Source organism: Staphylococcus sp. TCBT05, from assembly GCF_055179755.1.
In genome coordinates this window covers 983,838-1,009,021 of record NZ_JBUQDQ010000038.1, presented here as the reverse complement: position 1 = coordinate 1,009,021, position 25,184 = coordinate 983,838, and the positions used below count along the sequence as shown (strand labels likewise).

General features: G+C 28.0%; 32 protein-coding genes and 1 pseudogene. 19 read left to right on the top strand and 14 right to left on the bottom strand.

All coding sequences use genetic code 11. The features are described 5' to 3' along the window. The first annotated feature begins 88 nt into the window (after positions 1-88). The 7 genes and pseudogenes from ACY191_RS11890 to ACY191_RS11860 all read left to right on the top strand — a co-directional run bounded on the left by ACY191_RS11890 (position 89) and on the right by ACY191_RS11860 (position 5,854). Positions 89-289, top strand: coding sequence for a sigma factor-like helix-turn-helix DNA-binding protein (locus tag ACY191_RS11890; RefSeq protein ID WP_411841252.1), 201 nt, complete (start codon positions 89-91; stop codon positions 287-289). 1,205 nt (positions 290-1,494) lie between these two features. Continuing rightward, positions 1,495-1,815, top strand: a pseudogene (locus ACY191_RS11885) (hypothetical protein). 304 nt (positions 1,816-2,119) lie between these two features. Next, positions 2,120-3,331, top strand: coding sequence for a Fic family protein (locus ACY191_RS11880; RefSeq protein WP_229367056.1), 1,212 nt, complete (start codon positions 2,120-2,122; stop codon positions 3,329-3,331). Between the two features lie 156 nt (positions 3,332-3,487). Further along, positions 3,488-3,808 carry a nuclear transport factor 2 family protein gene (locus ACY191_RS11875; protein WP_229367057.1) on the top strand — a complete coding sequence of 107 codons (321 nt, stop codon included), beginning with the start codon at positions 3,488-3,490 and terminating at the stop codon, positions 3,806-3,808. 227 nt (positions 3,809-4,035) lie between these two features. Further along, a complete protein-coding gene (locus tag ACY191_RS11870) occupies positions 4,036-4,380 on the top strand; it encodes a DUF4260 domain-containing protein (protein WP_229367058.1) in 345 nt (114 codons plus the stop codon). Positions 4,381-4,723: 343 nt separating this feature from the next. Beyond that, a complete protein-coding gene (locus ACY191_RS11865; RefSeq protein WP_229367377.1) occupies positions 4,724-5,146 on the top strand; it encodes a VOC family protein in 423 nt (140 codons plus the stop codon). A 222-nt stretch (positions 5,147-5,368) separates the two neighbouring features. Continuing rightward, positions 5,369-5,854: a DUF2798 domain-containing protein gene (locus ACY191_RS11860; protein ID WP_042739710.1), complete on the top strand. Its 486-nt coding sequence runs from the start codon at positions 5,369-5,371 to the stop codon at positions 5,852-5,854. A 116-nt stretch (positions 5,855-5,970) separates the two neighbouring features. Here ACY191_RS11860 and ACY191_RS11855 read toward each other — a convergent pair whose 3' ends face one another. Continuing rightward, positions 5,971-6,198, bottom strand: coding sequence for a hypothetical protein (locus tag ACY191_RS11855; protein ID WP_107513475.1), 228 nt, complete (start codon positions 6,196-6,198; stop codon positions 5,971-5,973). Between the two features lie 414 nt (positions 6,199-6,612). Here ACY191_RS11855 and ACY191_RS11850 point away from each other — a divergent pair, with 414 nt between their 5' ends. From ACY191_RS11850 to ACY191_RS11825, 6 genes are all read left to right on the top strand, one after another. Continuing rightward, positions 6,613-6,927 (top strand): hypothetical protein, encoded by a 315-nt coding sequence (locus tag ACY191_RS11850; RefSeq protein WP_229367059.1) that lies wholly within the window; start codon positions 6,613-6,615, stop codon positions 6,925-6,927. Between the two features lie 309 nt (positions 6,928-7,236). Continuing rightward, the gene (locus tag ACY191_RS11845; RefSeq protein ID WP_463270033.1) at positions 7,237-7,962 is read left to right on the top strand and encodes an esterase/lipase family protein; all 726 of its coding nucleotides are present in this window, start codon (positions 7,237-7,239) and stop codon (positions 7,960-7,962) included. A 160-nt stretch (positions 7,963-8,122) separates the two neighbouring features. Further along, positions 8,123-8,755, top strand: a complete 633-nt coding sequence (locus ACY191_RS11840; protein WP_229367060.1) for an esterase/lipase family protein — start codon at positions 8,123-8,125, stop codon at positions 8,753-8,755. 139 nt (positions 8,756-8,894) lie between these two features. Further along, positions 8,895-9,425 carry a hypothetical protein gene (locus tag ACY191_RS11835; RefSeq protein WP_463270032.1) on the top strand — a complete coding sequence of 177 codons (531 nt, stop codon included), beginning with the start codon at positions 8,895-8,897 and terminating at the stop codon, positions 9,423-9,425. 292 nt (positions 9,426-9,717) lie between these two features. Beyond that, positions 9,718-10,251 carry a CHAP domain-containing protein gene (locus tag ACY191_RS11830; protein WP_229367061.1) on the top strand — a complete coding sequence of 178 codons (534 nt, stop codon included), beginning with the start codon at positions 9,718-9,720 and terminating at the stop codon, positions 10,249-10,251. 213 nt (positions 10,252-10,464) lie between these two features. After that, the gene (locus tag ACY191_RS11825; protein WP_463270058.1) at positions 10,465-11,004 is read left to right on the top strand and encodes a DUF1541 domain-containing protein; all 540 of its coding nucleotides are present in this window, start codon (positions 10,465-10,467) and stop codon (positions 11,002-11,004) included. An 84-nt stretch (positions 11,005-11,088) separates the two neighbouring features. Here ACY191_RS11825 and ACY191_RS11820 read toward each other — a convergent pair whose 3' ends face one another. From ACY191_RS11820 to ACY191_RS11810, 3 genes are all read right to left on the bottom strand, one after another. Then, positions 11,089-11,445: a DoxX family protein gene (locus tag ACY191_RS11820; protein ID WP_042739715.1), complete on the bottom strand. Its 357-nt coding sequence runs from the start codon at positions 11,443-11,445 to the stop codon at positions 11,089-11,091. A gap of 434 nt (positions 11,446-11,879) precedes the next feature. After that, positions 11,880-13,310 (bottom strand): YfcC family protein, encoded by a 1,431-nt coding sequence (locus tag ACY191_RS11815; RefSeq protein WP_229367062.1) that lies wholly within the window; start codon positions 13,308-13,310, stop codon positions 11,880-11,882. Between the two features lie 346 nt (positions 13,311-13,656). Next, a complete protein-coding gene (locus ACY191_RS11810; protein WP_052495447.1) occupies positions 13,657-13,923 on the bottom strand; it encodes a zinc ribbon domain-containing protein in 267 nt (88 codons plus the stop codon). 175 nt (positions 13,924-14,098) lie between these two features. Here ACY191_RS11810 and ACY191_RS11805 point away from each other — a divergent pair, with 175 nt between their 5' ends. The 4 genes from ACY191_RS11805 (at position 14,099) to ACY191_RS11790 (ending at position 16,186) form a co-directional block, all read left to right on the top strand. Then, entirely contained in the window at positions 14,099-14,905 is an 807-nt protein-coding gene (locus ACY191_RS11805) for an alpha/beta hydrolase (protein ID WP_042739717.1), read from the top strand. A gap of 55 nt (positions 14,906-14,960) precedes the next feature. Beyond that, positions 14,961-15,143: a hypothetical protein gene (locus ACY191_RS11800; RefSeq protein WP_042739718.1), complete on the top strand. Its 183-nt coding sequence runs from the start codon at positions 14,961-14,963 to the stop codon at positions 15,141-15,143. A gap of 138 nt (positions 15,144-15,281) precedes the next feature. After that, positions 15,282-15,668 carry a VOC family protein gene (locus ACY191_RS11795; RefSeq protein ID WP_042739719.1) on the top strand — a complete coding sequence of 129 codons (387 nt, stop codon included), beginning with the start codon at positions 15,282-15,284 and terminating at the stop codon, positions 15,666-15,668. A gap of 83 nt (positions 15,669-15,751) precedes the next feature. Next, positions 15,752-16,186: a GNAT family N-acetyltransferase gene (locus ACY191_RS11790; RefSeq protein ID WP_229367063.1), complete on the top strand. Its 435-nt coding sequence runs from the start codon at positions 15,752-15,754 to the stop codon at positions 16,184-16,186. Between the two features lie 217 nt (positions 16,187-16,403). Here the strand turns inward: ACY191_RS11790 and vraX are convergent, their stop codons facing one another. The 6 genes from vraX to tsaT form a co-directional block, all read right to left on the bottom strand. Then, the gene (vraX, locus tag ACY191_RS11785) at positions 16,404-16,568 is read right to left on the bottom strand and encodes a C1q-binding complement inhibitor VraX (protein ID WP_157946389.1); all 165 of its coding nucleotides are present in this window, start codon (positions 16,566-16,568) and stop codon (positions 16,404-16,406) included. Positions 16,569-17,585: 1,017 nt separating this feature from the next. Continuing rightward, positions 17,586-17,762, bottom strand: coding sequence for a hypothetical protein (locus tag ACY191_RS11780; RefSeq protein WP_162846374.1), 177 nt, complete (start codon positions 17,760-17,762; stop codon positions 17,586-17,588). Positions 17,763-18,076: 314 nt separating this feature from the next. Further along, on the bottom strand, positions 18,077-18,208 hold the full coding sequence (locus tag ACY191_RS11775; protein ID WP_257211185.1) for a hypothetical protein: 132 nt from the start codon (positions 18,206-18,208) through the stop codon (positions 18,077-18,079). 125 nt (positions 18,209-18,333) lie between these two features. After that, entirely contained in the window at positions 18,334-19,290 is a 957-nt protein-coding gene (locus tag ACY191_RS11770) for an arsenic resistance protein (RefSeq protein WP_042739721.1), read from the bottom strand. A 299-nt stretch (positions 19,291-19,589) separates the two neighbouring features. Beyond that, a complete protein-coding gene (locus ACY191_RS11765; RefSeq protein ID WP_229367064.1) occupies positions 19,590-19,847 on the bottom strand; it encodes a hypothetical protein in 258 nt (85 codons plus the stop codon). A gap of 166 nt (positions 19,848-20,013) precedes the next feature. Next, positions 20,014-20,199, bottom strand: coding sequence for a type II toxin-antitoxin system toxin TsaT (gene tsaT / locus ACY191_RS11760; protein ID WP_042739723.1), 186 nt, complete (start codon positions 20,197-20,199; stop codon positions 20,014-20,016). Between the two features lie 336 nt (positions 20,200-20,535). On the opposite strand from tsaT, the gene ACY191_RS11755 reads away from it, so the two are divergent. Both ACY191_RS11755 and ACY191_RS11750 read left to right on the top strand, forming a co-directional pair. Continuing rightward, on the top strand, positions 20,536-20,742 hold the full coding sequence (locus tag ACY191_RS11755) for a TM2 domain-containing protein (protein WP_042739724.1): 207 nt from the start codon (positions 20,536-20,538) through the stop codon (positions 20,740-20,742). 522 nt (positions 20,743-21,264) lie between these two features. Beyond that, positions 21,265-21,480: a YozE family protein gene (locus tag ACY191_RS11750; RefSeq protein WP_042739725.1), complete on the top strand. Its 216-nt coding sequence runs from the start codon at positions 21,265-21,267 to the stop codon at positions 21,478-21,480. A gap of 7 nt (positions 21,481-21,487) precedes the next feature. Here ACY191_RS11750 and ACY191_RS11745 read toward each other — a convergent pair whose 3' ends face one another. The 4 genes from ACY191_RS11745 to ACY191_RS11730 form a co-directional block, all read right to left on the bottom strand. Beyond that, positions 21,488-21,727 (bottom strand): hypothetical protein, encoded by a 240-nt coding sequence (locus ACY191_RS11745; protein WP_042739726.1) that lies wholly within the window; start codon positions 21,725-21,727, stop codon positions 21,488-21,490. Between the two features lie 234 nt (positions 21,728-21,961). After that, positions 21,962-23,257 (bottom strand): CitMHS family transporter, encoded by a 1,296-nt coding sequence (locus tag ACY191_RS11740; RefSeq protein ID WP_042739727.1) that lies wholly within the window; start codon positions 23,255-23,257, stop codon positions 21,962-21,964. 579 nt (positions 23,258-23,836) lie between these two features. Continuing rightward, positions 23,837-24,088, bottom strand: a complete 252-nt coding sequence (locus ACY191_RS11735; protein ID WP_042739728.1) for a hypothetical protein — start codon at positions 24,086-24,088, stop codon at positions 23,837-23,839. A gap of 258 nt (positions 24,089-24,346) precedes the next feature. Then, on the bottom strand, positions 24,347-24,874 hold the full coding sequence (locus tag ACY191_RS11730) for a GNAT family N-acetyltransferase (RefSeq protein ID WP_042739729.1): 528 nt from the start codon (positions 24,872-24,874) through the stop codon (positions 24,347-24,349). Between the last annotated feature and the right edge of the window lie 310 nt (positions 24,875-25,184).

The window sequence follows — 25,184 nt, the reverse complement described above, 5'->3', positions numbered from 1 at the left end:
TTATAATGCAATATAAAAATGATGTTATCGATGTGGTAGAATAAGGTGATTTTGATAATTTCTTAGCTTAAAAAGTGAAGATAATGATATTGATATTGTACCTGTAGATAACACAATATATTTTAATATATTAGACATAATAATACTATCTATAGCTAACGATAAAGAAAATCTTATCTTTTGGCTTATTAGTGAAGGGCAAACTTATGAAGAAGTTGGTAAGATATTTAATTTAAGTGGGGAACGAATAAGACAAATATTTGATGGACTGTTGGAAAAGCTACCTTGAATTGCAGGTATATATAATGTTTATAGACAATGTGAGAAATAATCAATACCATATTATGAAGGGGAGAGGCATGTGCCTACCCTATTTTTTTATGTTAAAATTTAATTGTAAATTTCAACGACAAAAAAAAGACCTAAAAAGCGACAATTAATATGATAAAGTTTCCAAAAAAGGTGTGACTGAATTAATGAAAATTATTAGTATTATTTAGGAATTTTAGTTATTCTTTCTTGGTTATTTGTAATGAGAGAATACAGACAAGGAAATGAAAAGACGGAAAAAGGTAAGTTAGTTATATTAATTGCTTGTTTATTAACCTTTATTATGACCGTAATGAATTTCTTTGATTAGACCACACATATATATATAGAAAATTTATTGAGCTTGAAGGAGATTCTTATATGCTTTTAACGATACTAATAATCTTTTTATTAGTTCATACTTTTCCAGCTTTTTATTTTGGGAAAAAGTATATTGAGTTAAAAATAAATAAATCATCAGATAAAGAATTTAAAAGATTATCTGAATCTATGATGAATGCTGATAAAGTAATAATTCCAATTTCTATAATCATAGTTTTAATACTTTATTTTATTTAGAAATAGGGTTTTGCTTTTGGGATTTAGGAATGTTTTGAAGACAAGTTTCTTCTTGTCTTGTTATTAAATATTAAACCATCTACGTATGTCACTGGGTGGTTTTTTTGTAATACATATGACTCTATATGTATTTGTATTAAAAATTGTCAGAAACAAAAAGTAGACGATGCATTTATGGCGATCAACTTTATTGAGGGTTAAGGATTACGAAATTTAACATCAATAAAGCGATTATAATAATATTTTTTGAAAAGGAATGGTTGTTTTGAAGTGGTTTTTGGCTATCATACAAATAATTTTAGGTATTTTTTTAGCATTATTTGCTTATAAGCAAATGAATCAAAATCATCTAGATACTTGGTTTATTATCTTCACGGTTTTATCCTTGATTTTTATATTTTGGAGTGCTAAATGTATTGACAAAAGTTAGACAAAGCAATAATTTTTATTAATCTAAATAGAGAAGTAAATGAATAGTTTCTACATAACTTGATGTTGTATTTATACAACCCACATTAGCCACTGATATGCTTCCTTTAAAGTAGACACATAAAAAGTAAAACTTTGAAGGGAGTTTTTTGTTATTTCTAAAAATAAAGTTTCAGATTGCTATATCAAGCTATAAGAGAATATCAATTCGTATTGGAGATAATCAACTCGCAACTAATTCTGTTAGTTTATTATTATTGGAATCCGACTTTGAACATGAGGTGTTTGATAAACTGCTTTTAGCTATTTTAAAGCATTTAGATAGAGTAAGTTTAGATAATATAAATCACAAAGAAATATTAGAATTAATAGATAATACAATTCCGGGAAGATAGAGAAATCAACGACATGGTTAAAAATAAAAATAATTATTTCCCTGAATTACAGGTATTAGCTAATAATATAAAGTCCAGTATGGTAGTTTCGATAGAAGAGTGATTTGTCTTAAAAGGTTTATTTACTACTTAATGTTATTCTTTTGGTTACAGTAAGTTACAAAAATATGAAAAAGCACGAAAATGAGTAAATAAAAATACATGGGATGGGCGATATGCCTACCCCTTGTATCTAAATATTAAGAGTTAAAGGATCACTTTATTTTTTATTTATCAACTGGATGATCAGTCTTTTTGTGAGGTTATAGAATTATAAGGAATTAATATCGAATAATGATTTAACTTTTGATATAACTTCGACTAAGTGGTAAAATATATTGAAATTACCATTTAGGGAGAGTGAATCTATGGAGTATATGCATAAATATCACTATAAGTATAGTAAGAATGTTGAAAATGAATATATAAAAAGAATAGAAGCTCCCAATGTTCAAAAAATTAATTTAACGATTAAGCCATATAAATCTGGTGAGAATTTGACTTTATATTTTTTACCTACTTTATATACTATGAAGCTTGTAAATAAAATAGAAAAGTATAGCTCTTTGCTCAGAGAATTAAGCATATTATTACCTGAAGGTGCAAAAGAATCACTATATGACGACATTATTGCTAACGAATTATTATCTACAAACCAAATTGAGGGAATAAAAAGCAGTAAAATGGAGATTGTTCAAAGTATGAAATCTATAAGAGAAAATGATCATAAGAAACCCAGATTTTATAGTATGCTTAAATCATATTTAAATATTTTATATTCAGATAACTTACTTCCACGTACCACAAAGGATGTTAGAGAAATATATGATAATATTACTGCATCAGAAATAGATGAAAAAAATAAAATTGAAGGCCCATTGTTTAGAAAAGAATCGGTCAATGTTGTTACATCTACTAATAGAGTGATTCATGAGGGAGTATATCCACATTACTTGATAGAACAAAAAGTGCAAGAATTATTAAACTTATTAAATGAAAAAAGTGAAATAGTCATGGTGATTAAAATAGCAATATCTCATTATTATTTTGGATATATACATCCATTTTATGATGGTAACGGAAGGACTTCACGTTTCATTAATAGTTTATATTTAAATAAAGAATATGATAAGTTAACCGCTATTTCATTATCAAGATCTATAGATAATGATAAGAAAACATATTATGATATGTTTGATATGACAAACAAGATAATAAATAAAGGGGAATTGAATTATTTTATAGACAAATTTTTAGAGTTTGTAATAAATGGGCAAAAATTGTTAGCAGATGAATTAAAAATTAAGAAAACACAGTTAGAACACGCTAAAGAGATAATAACACTGGATGAAAATTTAAACGAATTCAATGATGCTTACAAAGAAATTTTATTTATAATGGCTCAAATCTTCTATTTTTCCTCAGAAGAATATACTACAGTCCAGTCCTTAAAAAAATATGTAAGTATATCGGAAAAAACTTTAAGAAAATTTTTAAGTGAGTTAATAGATATGGGCTATATTGAAAAAGAAGGTATACGCCCAGCACAGTATAAGATATCAGAAGATTTTATTGATTAACACTCACCAACATGTGGGTGTTTTTTACCTTATTGATGATTAAATAAATAACACTTAGGTATTTAATATACTTATTTGAAAAACAATTTAATACTAGTAGAATGAGGTTATTACCTGATATTACTTACTAATTACTTCTGTATAGGACTGAATTAAATGATTGAATATGAATGGTTACATTTAAAAAGTAAGAATAGAGCAAATAAAAAATTTTTAGATATTTTACACCCTGATTTCAAAGAATTTGGAAAATCTGGAAAAGTCTATTATAAATCTGATATTATAATGCACCAATTAGATACTGATTATTACAAAATTGAAAATTTTGAAGAATATATTTTATCGGAAGATTGTATATTATGTACTTATAAGTTGTATAATGTTACGAATGATTTTACCACTAATAGAAGCTCTGTTTGGAAGTTTTATGAAAATGAGTGGAAGTTATTATTTCATCAAGGCACAGAAACATATTAAACATAGATATCAAAATATATACAGAGTTTTAGAAAATATTTAATGTACATATTATTGAACTTTCGTTACTTATTTTTTTAAAAGCACTCAACCAACTTATGGTTGGGTGCTTAATTTTTTGAAACATCAAATTATTTCCATAATGCGAATGTCTTATTTCTTATCTATGAAACTTTAGGAATAATTTAATATATTTTGGGCAATATATTAAAAAAGGAGATGATTTGTTGAGCAATTTTATTAGGTTAGAAAATGCAGCTGTATTTTTAGTAACGCTTTGTGTTTATTTAATTTTTGATTATTCCTTGTTAATTTTTCTTTTGTTATTGCTCGTTCCAGATGTTTTTATGTTTGGTTATTTAATTAATAAAGAAATAGGGAGTAGAATTTATAATATTGGTCATACTTATATTGTTCCTATTTTCATAACCTTAATTTACTTTTTGGTTAAAGAAGCATTGATATTGCAAATAGCTTTGATTTGGTTAGCTCACATTAGTATGGATAGAGCTTTTGGTTTTGGCTTAAAATATGCATTTAATTTTGATAAAACAACAATTCAAAAAGTCTAAAATAAGTTGAAAATTTTTTGTACTTTTAAACTCCAGTAATCAAAATATAAAGGAGTATAATTTATGGATATATTAATCAATATCACTAGATTTATTATGAGTACATTTTCTAATTTAGCGGGTATCGAATCATTGATAAATGATATTAAAAAAGGGCTTAATGAATATTTTTAAAATAACCTGATCGACATGAAGCATAGTTGTTTAAGAACGTATTTATTTTATGATAATGAATGGGGTGTTAATTATGGCAAATAATATTAAAGGTATTAATCATGTGGGACTGACTGTACCCAATATAGAAGAACCTACTGAGTTTTTTTAAAATGCATTTGGTGCAAAGATTGCATATGATGGATTGAGTTATGATGATGATCCAAGACAGGGAGAAGAGGTTGAAAGAATGTTAGGATTATCTAAAGGAACTAAAATTGTAAAGCAAAGAATGATTGTAATAGGTAATAGTGCAAATATTGAAATGTTTGAAATAGTAAGTGATTTGCAAGACGGGCCTTTAAAATTAGAGGATTTAGGTTTTAATCATATTGCTCTATTTGTAGAAAATATGGATAAAGCTATAAATGATGCGCGTGATGCTGGTGCTATACCTTTATCTGAAAAACATGATAACTCAAGATATGAGGATAGTGATGAAAGTAGTAGTGTTTATTTAAAAACAAATTGGAATTTACTCATTGAATTACAGTCAATTCCTAATGGCTATTATTATCTAAATTATAGTGAAAGTGACGTTTTTATACCCTAAGAATAATTATTATCTATTGAATGTTTGACTATTTTTATATTCAGCTTACTTAATAAAGAAAAAATTAGATTGATCTTGAAGTTGAAAAATGGAGTGTTATTTTTTAGTCATAGTAGATTTTTTGGTCAATGCATCTAATTGCTTTGTTCACAAAATGTTCACTTACGAAGCATTTTCTTAGTCACTATACTGAGTACATGTGACTAAGAAAGGATGATTAATATGCCAACGACAAAAAAAGAGAGTTTTCAGTTTGGATTTATAATGTGCTTTGGTATGGTATTTTTGATGACAATATATAATTTATGTATAAATGGAACTATCACAAAAGTTAGTTTTCTAGACGTTATCTATAATTTTATAATTGCGTTTGTATTAGCTTTTATTTTAGATTTGTTTATTGTTGGGCCTAGTGCGAAGAAGGTGGCATTGTATTTAACTGTAAAATCAGATAAAAAGATTTTTAAAATTTTAGCTATATCCATATGTATGGTTTTCGGGATGGCAGGTTGTATGTCAATTTATGGATTGATTTCAGATTATATCCATAATGGCTTTCACTCTAATGCTGTAATTTTAGATTATCTGAGTGTATTTTCGAAAAATGTAATATTTGCGTTACCTTTACAAATAATAATTATGGGGCCGTTAGTTCGTTATATTTTTATAAATTATATTAAAAATAATAAAATAATCACGGAACAATAGGTTTATTTTTGAAGTGAGTTATGTATAGATTTTAGCAAATAGCCAAACTTAAAAATGAGAATCAGTAATTTAAAAAATCTCCCCAGGCTGCACTATTAGCCTGGGGATAATTATGTTTATGCAATGATTACGAGTATAAAGCCAATGGCAAATACGAGTAGGTTTAGATTTTTGTTTTTTATAAGTTCGCTTAATAAAACCATAGCTGCGCCGACAATGAGTAAAGGTTTGTCATAGGGTGGCCAGCCAAAGTATTGCATTATCATGCGTATTACGCCTTGTATGAGTAAACAGGTTAATGCTAAAATAGCGATTCTTCTAATCCATAAACCAAATTTTTCCATTTTTACAACCTCATTCAAATTTATAATCTACTATATTATCCATATTAACTGTTTTTACTTACACATTGAAGAAATTGCGTTTTAATAAAAAAGAAAATCAATAAGCGGTAATATAAATTATTTGTAAAAAAAACACTAGAGCAAGGACTCTAGTGACAATATTCGTTACAAGGGTTGCCTCTAGTAATTACTAGAGGCAGGTGTTATGTTGTAGGCTTTTGACGAGCCTAGCTATAATATATCCTAATTTAATTATGTGTGCAACTTAATTTTGTGCAATTATTAAGCGTTATACGACTATATCTATAAAAACTTTTACTTTTATTTCATTAGGTCTATAGCACTATGACATTGTTAAATATTTTAATTATACTATCAATTCATTTACTAAAAGAAATAGTGGAGTTGATAAAATTGAAAAAATGGTTATTCATTATCTTATCTAGCATAATAATCTTTATAGTTGCATATTTTGCATGTATCATTATGCTCTTCAACAAAACAGAGACATATTACGGAAAAGTAGATAAATCAAAATCAAAAGTTTGGTTATATTCTAAAGATGATCGTTATCTTACGACATTAAATGAAATAACTGAATGGAAAAAAGCAAAAGATGGAGATATTTTGAAAGTTCAATATCGAGATAATAAAGGTGTTATTTTAAAAATTGAACCTGTAAAAATTAATGATGTTCCAAATGATATTATGAAAAAAATAAAACAGTAATATACTATTTCTAATAATTAAAGTAATCTCAAATTATTGATATGACAATAGATAATTTGGGATTTTTTATTACTAAGTATTTGTATGAATAGTTAATTTGAGATTGTGATTTAGATTTTGAAAATTGAAATAAACTTGAAATGTTACTAAGAAGTATTACAGTTGAATAAATTTTATTGTAAAAATTGTAACAATAATTTAATTAAAGTATTTTAAATCAAAAAAGTTAATAATAATAAAGAAATCACTATTGATTGTATAAAAAAATTAGTGTAATATTTGTATATATCATTTCAGGAGTAACAAAGTATGAAGAAGAAAATTATTATTTTAGCAATGATTTTTGGACTTATCTTTACTATATTTCCTGGTGGCAATCGTAATGTTAAAGCAAGTACGCATCACAATCCTGTTGTCTTTGTACATGGAATTGGAGGTGCGTCTAATAATTTTGATAAAATTGAAAGTTATTTAGCGGCAAATGGTTGGGACAAGCATCAGTTTTATGGTATAAATTTTCAAAATAATGAGGGATATATTTCAAAGGATAGTCCTCAGTTGAAAAGATTTGTAGATCAAGTATTACAAAAATCGGGTTCGCAAAAAGTAGATATAGTGGCACATAGTATGGGTGGTGCAACTACGTTAAATTATATAAAGCATTTAGGTGGCGGTAATAAAGTAGATAATGTCATAACATTAGGTGGTGCTAATGGTTTAACGACTAATACTGCATATACAGGCACTGATGCACGACATAAAATCTTATATACCTCTATATATAGCTCAACGGATTGTGTTGTAGATTCACAATTGTCTTATTTGGCAGGAGGAAAAAATATCCAAGTTTCTGGTATCAGTCATTTAGGATTGCTCAATAATTCAAAAGTTAAAAATTATATCAAGCAGGGGTTAAATGGAGACGGCGTAAACACCAATTTAAAATTGAATAGTAAAAGAACGCAAAAAGGTATAGTTTCATTTTTTAACTTTATTAGTTTTAATATTAGTTCGCATTCGTTAAGTGATAATTAATTATTCAATTTATATTTGATTAATTATATATTGCATTGAAATAGGATGAATGGGTATATAAATTATTAAGGTATATTATCTTTAATAAGTATTTAGGGCATGCACATTGTGTAGTTGCCCTTTTATTTAAATTCATGTTAAAAGCTAATAGGAGAATAGTATGAAAAAATTTAAATTAGTTATGTTACTTATAGTAAGTGTTTTTATGTTTGGCATTATGAGTAAAATGACTTCGGTAGAGGCAAAGACACATCATAATCCAATTGTGTTTGTTCATGGATTTGGGGGAACACAATATAACTTTCATAGTATACAAAATTATTTATACACTCAAGGCTGGAATAGGAATCAATTTTACTCAATCAATTTAAATAGTAAATCTGGTGATAATAAGGTTAATGGACCACAAATTTCAAAATATGTTAAACAAGTACAACATGAGACAGGAGCTAATAAAGTTGATTTAGTAGGTCATAGTCTAGGTGGAAAGAATATCATGTACTACATAAAGAATTTGGATGGGGGCAAAAATGTAGCTAATGTTGTTACGTTGGGTGGTGCTAATGGCTTAACAACAAATACTGCAATACCTGGAACAGATTCGCAACATAAGATTTTGTATACCTCTATTTATAGTCGAACAGATGGCGTAGTGCCCAATCAATTATCATATTTAATAGGTGGGAAAAATATTATATTAACTAAAATCGATCATATTAGTTTGTTATTTAATAGCACGGTTAAACAGCATATTAAATATGCGTTAGAGGGTAACGGTATGAATACGAATTAGTTACACTAGATAAATTGAGATTTAAGCTAAATAAACTTTAAGAGTGGATTCAATATTAATTATTTTATTATAAATTTAGATATGTTAATATAATTGTCCTACTTCTGTCTCCCAATATTAATTTAGAAGGAGCAATTTAATGATAAATATTATTTCTGCAATAGGTTCTATTGGAACATTTATTATGGCTTTATTTTATTTTGTATCTGTTTCACTTCAATTATATCAAATGAGAATTGGCTTTATTCCAGTATTAGGATTTAATCAAGTTTTCCTAACGCTAAATCATAATAATGAATTATCTATGCAAAATACGACTACGACTGAATCAGATCATCAAGATTATTTAAAGTTGTACAATCTTGGTGGTGGTGCTGCAAAGCATATTAATATAAAGATTGTATTAGGAGAAGAGCACGTTATTCAGGAAAAATTTGTTAATATTTTACCGAGCAAAGAAGGTTATCTGTTACCAATCAATAAGGATGTATTTGATGAATTAGAAAGTACAATCCAAAATAATGGTTATGAATCTGATATTAATATTAAGTTATCCTATTATCACAATGTAAGTAGAAAGCAAAAATATTTAATATTACAAGGCAAACTAAGTACGTTTAACACATATTCAAATAAAAGTATCTATGAATTACAATTTGTAAATGAATAATTAATAGGCGGGGTGCAATCAACGGATTGCGTCCCGTCTTTTGATTGTTATTCGATATAATGACTGTTAATTGAATAGTTAAAATAATTTAATAATTATTAATTAAGTATTGATAATTATATTACAAAAATATAAAAATAATTAAAATGAAATTCATGTAAGTGTAATATCGTAGAAAAATTCATATGATATATTATTGTAGAAATAGAAATAATAATATTCATTTTAATTTTTTGTGAGATGGATGCACTCTATTTCTGTAGTAATTTACAAAGATATGAAAGGACAAATAATGACAAAATTTATTTTAAAGTTTTTTACATATTTTATGTTAGCAACGTCGATATTTTTTATATTTAATATACACACAGCATCAGCTGGAACGACAATGTCACATGATGAATCAATGAATTATACTCAATCACTTGAGGGTAAGGGTTGGGATTATGATAATGAATATGGTTGGCAGTGTTTTGATTTGGTGAATGAGCAGTGGGACTACTTATTTGGTCATGGATTGAAAGGGGATTATGCAAAAGATATTCCTACAGAAAATAATTTTGAAGGTGAAGCTACGGTATATAAAAATACATATGATTTTAAAGCTAAACCTGGTGATATAGTTGTATTTAATGAAAATTATGGCAATGGAGCAGGGCATACAGCAATTGTTACGGATGCCAATTATGATGGTAATTATATGAAATTTGAATCATTAGATCAAAATTGGGAAGGTGGAGGAGCTGATAAGACTGAGGTTGCACATAAAGTCGTTCATGATTATGAATCTGAGATGTGGTTTATCCGTCCACATTATCAAAAGTAAGAATGTAAACAACATGATAATTAAAAAAAGAAGTTATTTAATAATATATTATTGCTTAATGGTCCATTTCATAGCTAGTCTATGCGTTGGACTATTTTTTTATTATTTTATTCTAGTGTGAATATAGTCATATATTTAATGTTTGAGTATACCATAGAGGGGTATGTGTTGTATGATGTTAACATAATGAAAACTATGAAAGGTGGTATTGATTTGATAAAAAAATTACTTACAGTATCTTTTACTGCAGCTATATTGCTGTCATCATGTTCTACAGGTAATGATCAAGCAGATGAAACAAAGGAATCACAGCATACTTCACATAAAAGTAGTGCAGGTGATTTGCCAGATGGTATGCAGACTACAGATAAAGCTAAATTTAAAAAAGGTGATAAAGTCACAGTTAACAGTGATCACATGAAAGGAATGAAAGGTGCTAAAGGAGTAGTTAAAGCTGCTTATAAAACGCATGTATATGAAGTAACTTATAAACCAAAAGATGGGAAAAAAGAAGTGAAAAACCATAAATGGGTTGTTAATGAAGAAATAGAAAATGCAAAACAACATGGGTTTGAAAAAGCTGATTCTGTGAAATTAGAAGCGGATCATATGGCTGGAATGAAGGGTGCGATAGCAGAAATTGATAATGTTAAAAAAACAACTGCTTATGTTATAGATTATAAGTCAACAACTGATGATAAATGGATAAGAAATCATAAATGGATGATCGGTAGCGAACTTGAATCTAGATAAGACATTTTTTAACTGTAAAAGAGCTATAGAGAAGTCTATCAACATAGATTTCTTCATAGCTCTTTTTATTTTATATCAGGTTAATTAATAAAATTGGAAGAACTTTTTCCAATTATATGAAGTAGCTACTGCAATACTCATTATTAATAATGTAATGACAAATTCTGATGCCATATATCCTTGTGATAAATGAACTGTAAATAATGCGCCTAACATGATTACAATGAATCCTAGAGCAATATAGTTTGTTAGAATTCCTAAAATGATAAGAATACCACCAATAAATTCAAATAAAGCTAAGAGTATACCGAGAAATGCTGGTAATCCTAATCCTTGCATCATATGCATTGGTTCACCAAAACCACTGAATACCTTTTGGCTACCATGTATGATAAATGTTAATCCTAACATTAATCTTATAAGTAACATTCCAAATCTCATATTACATTGACCTCCTTTTTATAATTTAATATTATATGATAAATTATATTGAAATAGTAGGAAATTATTTTGTGAAAGCGCTTTTTATTTATTTTAAATATATAAAGCAATGCTTTTAAAAGTATGAGATAAGGATTTTACTAAAAATCACGTTTTAAAAATAACATGTATAAGGATATATAACTATGGAGTATGCAAGTGAATATTATATAAAAGCATTTGGGTGGCAACAATAGACTTGGTTATAGCATAGTAATTGAGCAATCTGCGTTAACATTTATAAGTAAAATGACCGGTAAACTGCTTTATAAATCATATGTTTCCTTCAAAAATTTCATATTTTTGTACTTACTTTGAAGGAAGCATATCACAGATTTACTGGCCATATTTTTATATTTATTTTTAAATTTTCTCTTGGTAAACTGTCCTCTTTATTACGACCACCCTGTCAATTGGGCAATTATTAATGTGATAATTGAAATGACACCCCAAATTATAAATAATGGAAAGAAAAAGCGAATCCATTTAGTATATGATACGCCACCTATTGCTAAGGCGGCCATGAAGTAACCACTCGTTGGGTAAAATATATGTGTGAAGCCATCGCCAAGTTGGAATGCAAGAACGGCGGTTTGTCTTGTAATACCTAACATATCTGCTAAAGGGGCCATAATAGGCATAGTTACCAATGCTTGACCACTACCTGAAGAAATAATAAAGTTAATTGCTACTTGTACAGCATACATGCCGACTACTGCAATTGTTGGTGTAGCACCATCAATTACTGATCCCAGTCCATGAACAATAGTGTCCATTATTTTGCCATCTTCTAAAACAACTGCGATGGAGCGGGCTAGGCCAACGATGATTGCGCCCATCAGTACATCTTTAAACCCTTCGTTAAATGCCTCACATATAGCCTGTGTACTAAGACCAGTCACTAATCCTACAATGATTCCCATAATGATAAATAAGCCAGCCATTTCGATCATAAACCAACCTTGTGAAATAACACCGTACACTAAAATAACAAAAAAGAGAAGGACGACTGCGATACCCCATTTTTGTCTATTTGTAGCTTCTATTGGTTCTTGATTAGTAATGTTTTGGTAAAGATCACGTTTTTCAATATCTGCGTGATAAACAGAACTTAAAGTTGGTTTATTTTTAATTTTTTGTGCGTATCGCATGATAAACATAATTGTGACTGCTAATACTACGATAAATAATATAATTCTTAGTCCGATTCCAGAAAATACAGGAATTCCTGAAAGTTTTTGTGCTAAGCCAGTATTAATCGGATTTAACACGCCAACTGTAAATCCAACCACTGTACCACACAAAGCGATGGCAGTTGCTGTGATTGAGTCGTAACCTAATGCAATAATCAATGGAATAATAACCGGTATGTATACGAGAGAGAGTTCGGCAGTTCCAATAAGCGTAGCAACAATCGCAAATACAGTAGTTAGTACTGGTATAATTAACACACTTTGATTGATAAAACGACGTGCTAATTTATCTACTGCAATTTCGATAATGCCTGTTTTCCTTAACACCATAAACATGCCACCTATAATTAAAGTGAAAAAGACAATTTCACCGGCTTCTATTAAACCTTTTGGAATTATAGAAATGAAATCAACTATTCCTACTGGTTTAGAGGAAATAAAATGAAATGAATCTGCGTCAACCATCTCTCGTCCTTCAGGTCCTTTTATTCTTTTAAACTGTCCAGAAGGAATGAAATATGTTGAGATTGTTGCGATAACACCAAAGATAAATAAAATGACATAAATATGCGGCATATTAAATTTTTTAGCTTTCTTTGTTATTCGTTCTGTATTATTTTTTTGTTTAACCAATAACTATACAACCCCTTTGTATATATAAAATAAATTTATTGTAGCATGGAATTGTATAAATTAAATTGTAAAATTCTGAAAATTTAGAATATTATTTTGTCTAAATATACAATGTAAATTACAAATATGTGATGTAAATAGTTCTTATTAAAAGTTTTGAAATATAAAATACATCTTCTTTATATTACAAAGTAACTGGATAAAATCTTTAACGTAGTATTGAAATTGTGTATAAGTTAATGCTATGAGCAGAATATAAGGGGGATATAAGGAATGAAAAATACCGTATGAAGTGTTGAGAAACATCATACGGTTAAAAGTGAGAAGATAAAAATGTATTTGTTAATTATTGCCAACGTTCTAATTTTTTCATGAATTTTTTGGTATACATTTTATTTAAGATAAACTTTTGGAATTTATTCATATCTGATTCTTGAAATTTTTTTAGATTATGTTCATACATTTCGTCAAAACTTAAATTTAAAGTCCATTCACCATTTTGATAACAGTGATGACAATATTTTTCGGATAATGAACCGTCTTTTTCAGTACCTGCTGGTGTTTTATCATCTAATGGTATTCCACAACTTTGACAAAGTTTAACTTTAGCCAATTGAATCGCTCCCTTTTACATACAAATATTTATATTGTTATAAACTATATAAATATAAAAAATAAATAAAGTCAACTGTTTAATAATCTGTTGTAATGGTAAATAAAGGATGAAACAGAAGTAGCATCATTTATTTTTATTACAATAGCAAAAAATAAAGAAAGGAGAGGAAAAAATGAATTATATAAAATATCTCAAGTCAAAAGATGGCACTAATATTTATACAAAGGTTAATGATGTACCAAGAGCGAAAGCTAATGTTATTCTCGTTCATGGTTTAGCAGAACATTTGGACAGATATGATGAACTGACGAATTATTTAAATGAACAAAATTTTAATGTTATACGATTTGATCAACGTGGACATGGTAGATCTGGTGGAGAACCAACATTTTATAGTAGAATTGATGAAATTATTGAAGATTTATCTGCAGTAGTGGATTATGTGAAGCAACATTTTAAAGAGAAAGTCTATTTAATTGGGCATAGTATGGGTGGTTATAGTGTCACTTTATTTGGAACGAAAGAAGCAAATAAAGTTGATGGTATCATTACATCAGGTGCTTTGACGCGATATAATTTACCACTATTTGGTCAACCTGATCGCCAATTGAATACTAGAACATATATTGCCAATGAATTAGGTGAAGGTGTGTGCTCAGATACTACAGTTATAGAAAAATATAAAGATGATGATTTAAATGCTAAACAAATTTCTATGGGATTAATCTATACATTATTAGATGGTGTGGATTATTTGAAACAACATGCAAGTGAATTTAAATATCCAATATTAATTTTACATGGGAAAGAAGACGGTTTAGTAAGTTATCAAGATTCCCTTGAATTATTTGCAGAAATAGGTACTGAACAAAAGTCCATTCATATATATGAAGGATTACAGCATGAAATATTTAATGAAAGTTCATATAATTTAAGTATATTTGCAGAAATTGTTGATTGGTTAAATAGCAAATTGTAATCATAATGAGCTTCATTTAAGTGTTAAATTAAATCATAAAGGGAAGGTGTTTTTATTGAAAATAAAGACATTATATAATCAATATGAGGAAAGCTTTGAGGCATTTGATGAACGTGTGAACCAATATATAGAACGTATATTAACTTCAGATACAGCTGAAATTATAAGTGTTACGCCGTTAGTGACGAATAGTGTGGAAGGTGTAGACTACTTTATTACGATTGTATTTAAGTCTTAATTTAGAGTATAACTTAAATTGATGTATATACTTTAAAATTTAAATAACTATTTTTATAAAATGATTTAAATGAAGTGTTAAGCTATGCATAATGGATATATGTTAAATATAAATATACTGATATAAGGATGGATAATTGTGAAAATAATAGCGACTAGTATTTTTGTAGAAAACCAAGATGCAGCTAAGCAATTTTATACAGAAAAATTAGGATTTGAACTCGTTAATGATATGGATGTAGGCGGGGGTTATAGATGGTTAACGGTTAAAGAAGCAAACTCATCAAATCCCGTAGAGGTTGTTTTGGAGCCTAATGCAAGTCCAATTGCTAAGAATTATCAAGAAGGATTGTTTAATGCGGGGATACCTGTCACTATGTTTGGTGTAGATGATATTGAAGCAGTCCAACGAGATTTAAAGGACAAAGATGTTCAATTTCACACAGAAGTAAAGGAAGTTGATCAAATAAAAATGGCAATTTTTAATGATACTTGTGGAAACTTAATTCAAATCATTGAACAATAAGATGTAGTGAAATTAATAACATGTAGAAAGTACTAAGTTAACTTTTAAACAATGACTTAGTACTTTTTGTTAGGAGTAACCTTATGGAATATAAAATTGTAAATACACAACATTTATCAACAATTGAACTCATAGATATGATGAGGGAACGAATCAAGGTGTTTGTAGTTGAACAAAACTGTCCCTATCAAGAAGTTGATGAGGAAGATGAAAATGCGCTTCATGTTATGTTAAAAGATCAAAATAAGCTAGTTGCGTATACTAGAATTATTGAGCGTGAGAATGATATTAGTTTTGGTCGCGTACTCGTAACTGAAAAATATAGAAAGCAACAATATGGTAAACAGATTGTTCGTCAAACAATTGATGAAATCAAGAAGCGGTATAAAAGTGGCATAATTAAAATTTCGGGACAAGCACATTTACAAAAATTTTATGAATCATTTGGGTTTAAATGTGTGTCAGAATGCTATTTAGAAGATGGTATTCCTCATGTTTCGTTAGAACTCACATTCTAATTGAATAAAAAATAAAAACCGCCTAGTTGATATTCATTGAAATGAATGACAATAGGTGGCTTGTTTTTGTAAAAGTTAATAGTTATTAAGACTAAATTAATAGTAATTATTTTTGATAAAGTAAAATACTTTATCCCCCTTAAATTGTAAAAGCTATTTTTGTGAGACGTAGTTTATGTTTATATGAGTCGTTAATTTATTAAGAAACTGTATAGAATTATTTTGTCATTTTATCTATATCTTGGGAAACTAATGTAAGTAACTCTTGTGTTTCCTCTTCTGTTAGATCGTCTGACCCTTTAATTCGAATTACAGATCCTTTGTCTGTCTTAACGTGATAAACCGGCTCGTCGTCTTTATATACTTTACGTAGTATTTCCATTCCATCATCCCTTTTTTATCTCAATCTTATGTCAAATCAATCATGATTAATGTGTCATAAGATAATGATACGAATTGCTTAAATCATACATTAAATAAAACAAACTATTAATGTCTCTCTTATAGGATAACTTTTTAGTTAATTCTTTTCCAACAGTATGTATTGAATTATTAGTTTTTTTGAGTAGGATTATATTTTTATATCATATTAATTAAATTTTCAAACGGTTAATTAATAAAACGGAAATCTTTTTTTGATTAAATGCATATATTTGTGTTTTTATAATATGAAAATGGGTAAATTTATATTAAGCACTAGAAGTCCTCCAAACTTTTGTGTGAATTATATTTTCTTAAAAAGTGTCTGGACATAAATGCCCAGCATTAAGCCCATCAAGGATTAAAATCTTTGATGGGCTTTTTATTTATATCAATACTCCGTATTGTAATTGCTCGCTTACCTAAGGGGATGTGTCGATCCTTGGTCTCGACAATCATCGTACGCCCTCAGGTGTTTCACAAACAATATGAAGTTCATATATGTTATTACTACAAAAAATAAGACACTTTCGTATAATTTAATAAACTCCACTAAACTATATTAACGAGGTATCTTAAGTATAAGAATTATTACATGTCCCAATTTACTCTACCAATGCAAACTGAAATACTTATACCTGAAAATGATATCGCATAAATTGTAAATCATTTAGTAGAAACAATCCCATAAATATTAAACGTCAATTACTAATACATAGGGATATAACCAATAGTAATTGACGTTTTCATAATTTTTTATAAACTGTAATGCGTTGCTTCAATTTGTTTAATTAAATGTTTCTTTGGAAGTACTACGATAGTATAACAATTTAAATTCTACCAAGTTATTTGAATTTGTAATTTATTATATATTCAGTTGGTGTTACCTAAACGACAGACTGAACACTTTTCATAAATGCAAACTGTGTAATTCCGTAAGTTTTAATGATTAACGTTGAAATGATAGTTATCTCATTGATTATTCTATATTATTTTTTAATTTCTCATCCATATTTAGTGCAACATCTTTTAATAATTGAGTAGTCTCTTCTTCGGAAAGGTGGTTATGTGATTTCACCTTTATTATTAATCCTAGATCGGTTTTTATATAAAAAATCGGTGTTTCATCTTCATATATTTTTCTTAAGATATGCATAATATCACCTCATTTTACTATCAACTTATCTGCAAAGTGATTCAAGCGACAACTATACGGTATTGAGGTAAGTGTAAAATTTCATCTTCATTCTATTCTATAGTATTTTAGTAAAAATTGGTAATGATACGTTTTCAAAATAGCGCTAAATACTTAGATTTGCTATGGAAAAATGATTTATTAAATAGGTGAATTAAGTAACAAAATAAAAACACTTAGCAAAGCATACACAGAATCTTAAAATAGCTGGATGTTGTATATAGCCTTATTTAGCTAAGTGTTTGAAAGAATATAATAATTTTTGGAAATGTATTTTATAGGTTTGCATTACTCTCTATTTCATCTTCTTCTAAGTCATCTTCAGGAATAATACTAATAGTAGCTGCCAATTTAACTAATAGGAATAGTGAACCGACACCTAATAACATTAACAAGAACCTTTTCATTATATAATCTTCTTTGCTTGATATGCGTTGAGATAATTATACCAAAAAAGGTTGTTCTAGGTATATTTTTATATATGTTTAAAACTATATATATTTTATGGATAGAATTTGAATTGCGCTTAATTTTATCGACGGATTAACTTTGGTATGAATTTGATATAGATTATTTCTCCTAATAGTTCTACTAATGTTTGTGTAACAACTACAATTGTTGCGATATTCGAAATATTATTAGGTAGTGCAAAGGTTATTGGTAAGACCACAAGTGCATTTCTGGTTCCAGAACTAAATGCTAAAGTACGATTGGTATTAATTTCTAAGTTGAAAAGTTTTCCGCTTAAATATCCAAGTAATGGGGCGATTAACAGATATATAATATAAATAGGAATAATCATATATATAATAGTTAGATGCGATGTGATTTTTTGAATTTGTGAACTTACTATTACGAATAAGACTAGTGCCATAATTATTTCAGGAAACCAATTAGTAATGTGTAAGCACTTTTGTGCTTTAGTACTTTTTATACTAGTCCATTGTAATATCAAAGCTAAGATTAGTGGTATTAAAATATAGGCTATGAATGTATGTAAAAATGGTTGTAACGTAATCGATGGTATAGTTATATGATTTAAAAATATAGTTAAATAAATAGGCAAGAAGATAATTTGTAATATAAGTAATATAGGTGTAGACATTAACATGTATTGCGCATTACCCTTACCTAATGCAGTAAACACAATCACATAATCAATACATGGCGCAAGTAATACTAAATAAAGTCCTATTAATATACCTGTATGCGTAATATGGAATACAGAAATTAAACAAAAAACAAATATGGGTATTAATATAAAATTTGAGAAAATAAGTGCAATTATAAATTTAAAAGAAATTAATCTGCCCTTAAACTTAAAAAAGGGGATTTGAGAAAACATGAAAAACATAAGTAGAGTCAATAATATTGAAATCGCAGGTTCAAATGATTTTGTAAAATTTGGAATATATAATCCTAGTAAAGCAGCGAATACAAGTGATAATAGATAGATATAAATTTGACGTTGTTCTATAAAATTTTTCATATTTTAACTCCTTAAATTAAAAACAAAACACACAACTATCAATTTATCATTTTGAACGTTGTGTGCTTAACTGACCTTTTATTTCTTTTTGTCTTGTACCATAACTTTATTTTCTATAGAATCGTTATTTGAATTATCGATACTTAACAAGAGTGCTCTTATGATTAAAATACCTGTTACGAGTAATAAAAGATTTTTTATTAATTTCATTGTCATCACGCACCTATCTTTAGTTATGGCACAAAATATACATTGGAATAAAAATAAATAAAACCATTGCGTTGAATAAATTTGATATGTTAAATTTCGTTTTGATCGTCTATAGTGATTATCTTATTTTCTTGGTTAACTGATACAAATAGTCCGGGGCTGTTATTCTCAACAGTTGTTTCGGTGACCACGCCATTTGTTGTGGAAAATGTTACTTGACTCAAAATTCCCATGGCGTATTCATTAATTGGACTAACTATTGAAATAGAAGTTTCATCCTCTTGAATAACGAATTGTTTTTTACTGTTATTTTGAACTTTCCACTGTGGTAAATAGGTTAACTTCAAGTGTAAACCTCCTTATGTCCGTTTTGATTTCTACTTATTTACATTATAAACGAAATAACGAGGTTGTACTAATAACTAAATTTAAATATATAGGTTGATAAAATAAAAAAATATTCTAACAATCACCATTAATATTATGATGATTATTAGAATATTAGCGTTATTATTAATGACCAAAAATTAAAACAAAAAGGATGCCTACAACACCAAAGACAAGCAAAATAACTGTTAATCCTAATAGTGATTCTTTTGCTTCTTTTGATCCACGCACTTTGTATGCTATAAGTGAAGCTATACCACTAACTAGAAAGATAACTGAAAGCCAAAATACAATCATAAAATGTAGAGTCAAAACTCAAAACCTCCTCTATTTGTATAAAAATCAAGTTTTGATAGACGTATATTTTGAGTATGACGCCTAAAATGGTTATTTCAATATTTTTTAACAAATTCATCTTATCACTAAATACATTGTTACAATAGTGTCATTTTGAAATGTTCACTGTTTTATAATATATATCGTACTAACCTTTTAACGCACTTTAAATAATTGAAGACCACAATCGTAATTAATACTCACTACTAAAATGATTCATAGTCATTTTATGTAATGCGATGTTAAATATTTAATTAATTAAGCATGATGATATATAATAAAAATATCAATTTTATGTTAGGAGCATTTATTATGAATGAAGTAAACAAAGTTATTTATATTGTCTTAGCGTTATTTTTAGGTGGTTTCGGAGTTCATAAATTTTATGCTAGAAAAACGGGAATGGGCTTATTATTCTTGGTATTCTGTTGGACTGGCGTGCCACATGTACTTGCAATTATTGGTGCAATAATTACTGTATTTAAACCTGCTGATCAAAATGGAAATGTTTTAGTTTAATAAAAAATGCTTATTTAATTAATCATTCGCTTAAGTATGGAAGGTAAATTTGTCATTTTAAAAAACAAATACAGGTTATAAACTTCATAGTCTAAACTAGAGGGCTCATCCATTTATTGTGGAGATGAGTCCTCTTTTAATTTGATAAGTTATAATTGGACAGAGATTACTATTCTAGCTAATTAAGTTCGTAATATTTATATTCCTGTCAATACGTAGTCATTAAAGCATGATGAGTCATTAATAAGCAAGTGTCTAAATAGTATTAATATAAATTTAAAGGCCAAAAAACGCCAACGATAAATCAGTTGGCGTTATAGTTAGTTATGTTAACTAAAATTATAACTAATTTTAACAAAATTAACAGTTACATTTAAAACGGCGTAACATAAAGGTTGAATGGCTTTAAAATCAAAATTTGGTAATTTATACACGATAGACAAATTTGAATATTTTGATATGATGAACGAAAGATTTATATAAAAACGATATAAAATATATTAGATTGATGAGGTATGGCATATGACTTTCTATGATTTTGTAATTAGCTTTGAAGAAGATAATACACCTTTAGGATTCTTAGCACACAATATAATTGGAGATAAAAACTTTCCAAAACAAGCGACTTGTTACAATGAATTGCATGCTTATTTTTATCGTAACTATATCGATCAACAACTTTTAGCAACTGCTAACAGAGCACTAAGTTTGTATAATTCAAATCTTAATCGTGCATAATCATTATTTAATTTGGTGCATAATACCAGTTTTGTTGTTCTAAAGCGTTTTTTATATCAGTTGTTTTGAAATTAATTTCGTTATTTCTGATAGAGAACGGTTTAATTATATTTTGAGCCATCCAACTATTAATAAGTTCTTGAGGCAATCCATCTAATTCCATATCACTTTTACTTATTACAAAGCATTCCCAATCAAGCGAAATAGTAGAAGGGTTAATATAATTACATTCACCAAGCGGTTCCATAAATAAACACTCCTTAATAATGTAAATTGTACGTTAAGTTTTACCCAAGTGTTTACAAATTAAAACTGTTTTTATAATAGAATTATTATAAAATGTATTTTTAAACGATATCATCAATTATTTATATTTTTCAAGAAACGTAAAACTATTATTTATTATATTTCCATGACACATAAAAATAAAACCTGAAATAGCTAATTTGCTGTTTCAGGTTTTATTAGGTTTCATATTAAATTACCAAGGAATGATACCGAGTATACAAGCGACTAGTATCATAAATAAGCTAGAACCAATGGCCCATTTAATTACAATACGTTGGTTTTGTCCATATTCGATATCTAGCATACCTACAAGTAAATAACCAGCAGCATATAAAGGACTTAGCACATGAAGTGGTTGACCAAGCACTGATGCTCTAGCCATTGCAACTTTTGAAATACCAAATTGCTGTGCTGATTCTGCTAAAATTGGTAGGACACCATAGTAGAATGGATCATTTGCCATAAAGTATGTAAATGGCCCACTCAGAATAGCTGTGATTAATGCGAAGTGATTACCCATTGCATCCGGAATGATATGTACTAAGGCATTTGCCATTTCATTTACCATTTTCGTACCATTCATAACTCCTGTAAAAATACCTGAAGCGAATACTAAACTGATTACTGCAAGTACATCGCCAGCATGTTTTTTGACTACTGAATTTTGAATACTTAAATTTGGATAGTTTACTAATAAAGCTACGCCAAACCAAAGCATGAATAATACTGGAATTGGTAATAATCCAATAATTAAACAGATAATTAATGAAATTGTAAGAATAGCGTTGGGAATAATCATTTTTGGTCTTTTTAGTAATGATTCTTCTTTAGTATCAGTTTTAGTGACATCATCTAAATCGATGTCAGTATAAGATGTGATAAATTTTCTTGAACGTTTACCTAAAATATAAGCGACAATAAAGGCAAAGACTATACCTGCAACCATAGCTGGAATAATAGGTATAAATACTTCTTCCGTTGTTACTTGTAATGAAGAAATTGCTCTCGCAGTAGGTCCACCCCAAGGTAACATATTCATAACACCGATTGATAACAGTGCTAAAGTCGAAAGTGTGTAAAGACTCATGCCAATTTTCTTATATAAAGGCATCATTGCGGTAACGGTTATAATAAAAGTTGTAGTTCCATCGCCATCTAATGCAACCATTGAAGCAAGTATGACGGTTCCAAATGCAATTTTTACAGGATCCCCCTTAACAACTTTTATAATTTGATTAATAACAGGTTCAAATAAACCAGCATCAATCATAACCCCGAAATACAAAATAGCAAAAGTAAGCATAATACCAGTTGGTGCTACTGTTTCTATTCCTTCAAGCATGAACTTGCCTATGCCCGCATAGAATCCGCCGATAAGTGCAAAAATTGTTGGAATAACAATTAACGCAATTAAGGCTGACATTTTACGTGTCATAATAAGAATCATAAAGATAATAATCATGACGAAACCTAAAATAGCTAAATTCATATATTAATCCCCCTTATTTTTATCATTATAGCGCTTTCAGAATATTTTTAAAATTAAAATTGCTATAAAATTGAAAAAATTTATTTAAATTAAGAATTGTTAATATAACTACAATATTTCAAAAATAATTATTAGTTAAAGTTATGCTATTTAGATGGTTTGCTTGAGGGATAATTCAATAAAACTAATTTTTAATAAGTAGTTGTGAACATTAGTTATAGACAGCTAATAGGGGAGGCACCATTCAATTTATAGCTGATGATAAATGGATTAAAACCAATAGAATTATATGGAGGTAGCATATTTCTATAATCAGCGCAGATGAATGTTTAACAATATTTAAAATACCAAAGAGAGTAGAAGGAGTATTAAGGGCAAGGGGAATTGAGCTATCTCTTTATATTAGCGAATGATACATTATGCCGTTATTAATATAGAAAAAGCCAACCCTATAGATTGATTGAATCATTGTAAAGGATTGGCGTTCTTCTTGAATTTTTGTTTTATGCTATTAAAAATGTCAGGTTTTATTTTGATATGAATACATTATGTATTAAATATATGAAACTGTGTTAATTATTAAATTAACGAATTCCATAATGGGAATGACAATAATATGAAAGAGAAAATACTCACACACATTGCAAATATGTTAGCAATACGATCACCACGTAAACATGCGTAAATATTGATTAACAATACACCTAATATAAATAAACCGCCTGCAATGATTGATAAATTACCATCTAATATTTTATTTACAACGAGTAATGGTGTTGCAAGTGTAATTAATGATAAAAATAATGACAATAATGTTGTTGCATATTTCAACTTGTTCAGTCCTCTCAATATTTAAAAGATGAATGAAAATATCTACTCAATTTCAACTTAAATAAAAGTGTTATACGTACTCACTAAAAATGATATTTGGTTCTAAATGTAATTGCAAGTAATTATAAAAAAGTTTTATAAAAGGTTTGAAATGTATGTGGGATCATTTAAACTGCTCAATACAGAAAAAGACGTCAATTTCCATAAATTATATAAATTTCATACGATACAACAATGTAGTACGGTTCAATTGCTAAATTATTCTTGTTCGTTCTCTAAAAAATTATAGATTAGCCAATGTTCATCAACATAACGCTCACCATATTTTCTAGCATGATGTTCTAGTACAAGTGTTTCAAAATTCAACTGGCTAAAAAATACTTTGCCACTAATATTGTTAGAAATTAAAGAAGTTAATAATATTTCAATTTTCTTTTCTCTACAAATTTGAAATAAATGTTCCATCAATAGTTCTGCGATTTGCTCTTTTTCTTCATGATCTGAGCCGTTAGCGCATAAATTTTCTATGATAGCTTTGTGAGTTAATCCATAAGATTGATCATGAATTAAAGTCGCGGCACCAACTAATTCACTACCTTCAAACACACCAATTACGTTATGATGATTGTTATTTATATCTAGAATATCGGTGAGTACATTTTTTGATATGCAGTGTTCATTCTGGTATTTCCACGCGTATACTTCAAGTTTTTTATGGATGCCTTGCAATAAAAGCGAATAATAAATCGATAAATCTTCAACTGTCAAATAACGAACGTTTCTCATTAAAAGGCCCCCTAAATATTTGAAGTAAAAACTTAAATCAATATTTTGATAATTTTATTATAATATTAAAGGAAAAAATTTATTTGAGCAATACTATTTTTGATTTTTTATGAAAAGTTAGTAGTACGTTTAATTTGAATATAAAATAATCTATCAATTATAAAATGTGTAAATGTAATTAGTTGAATTTTTTTAGAACTCATTTATATATAAAAATTATGATATAATGTGGTGAGATACATATTTGAAAGAGAGGGCAAAGATTGTGACGTCAATTATCACAATAGTTGTTTCGCTAATCGTTCTTGTC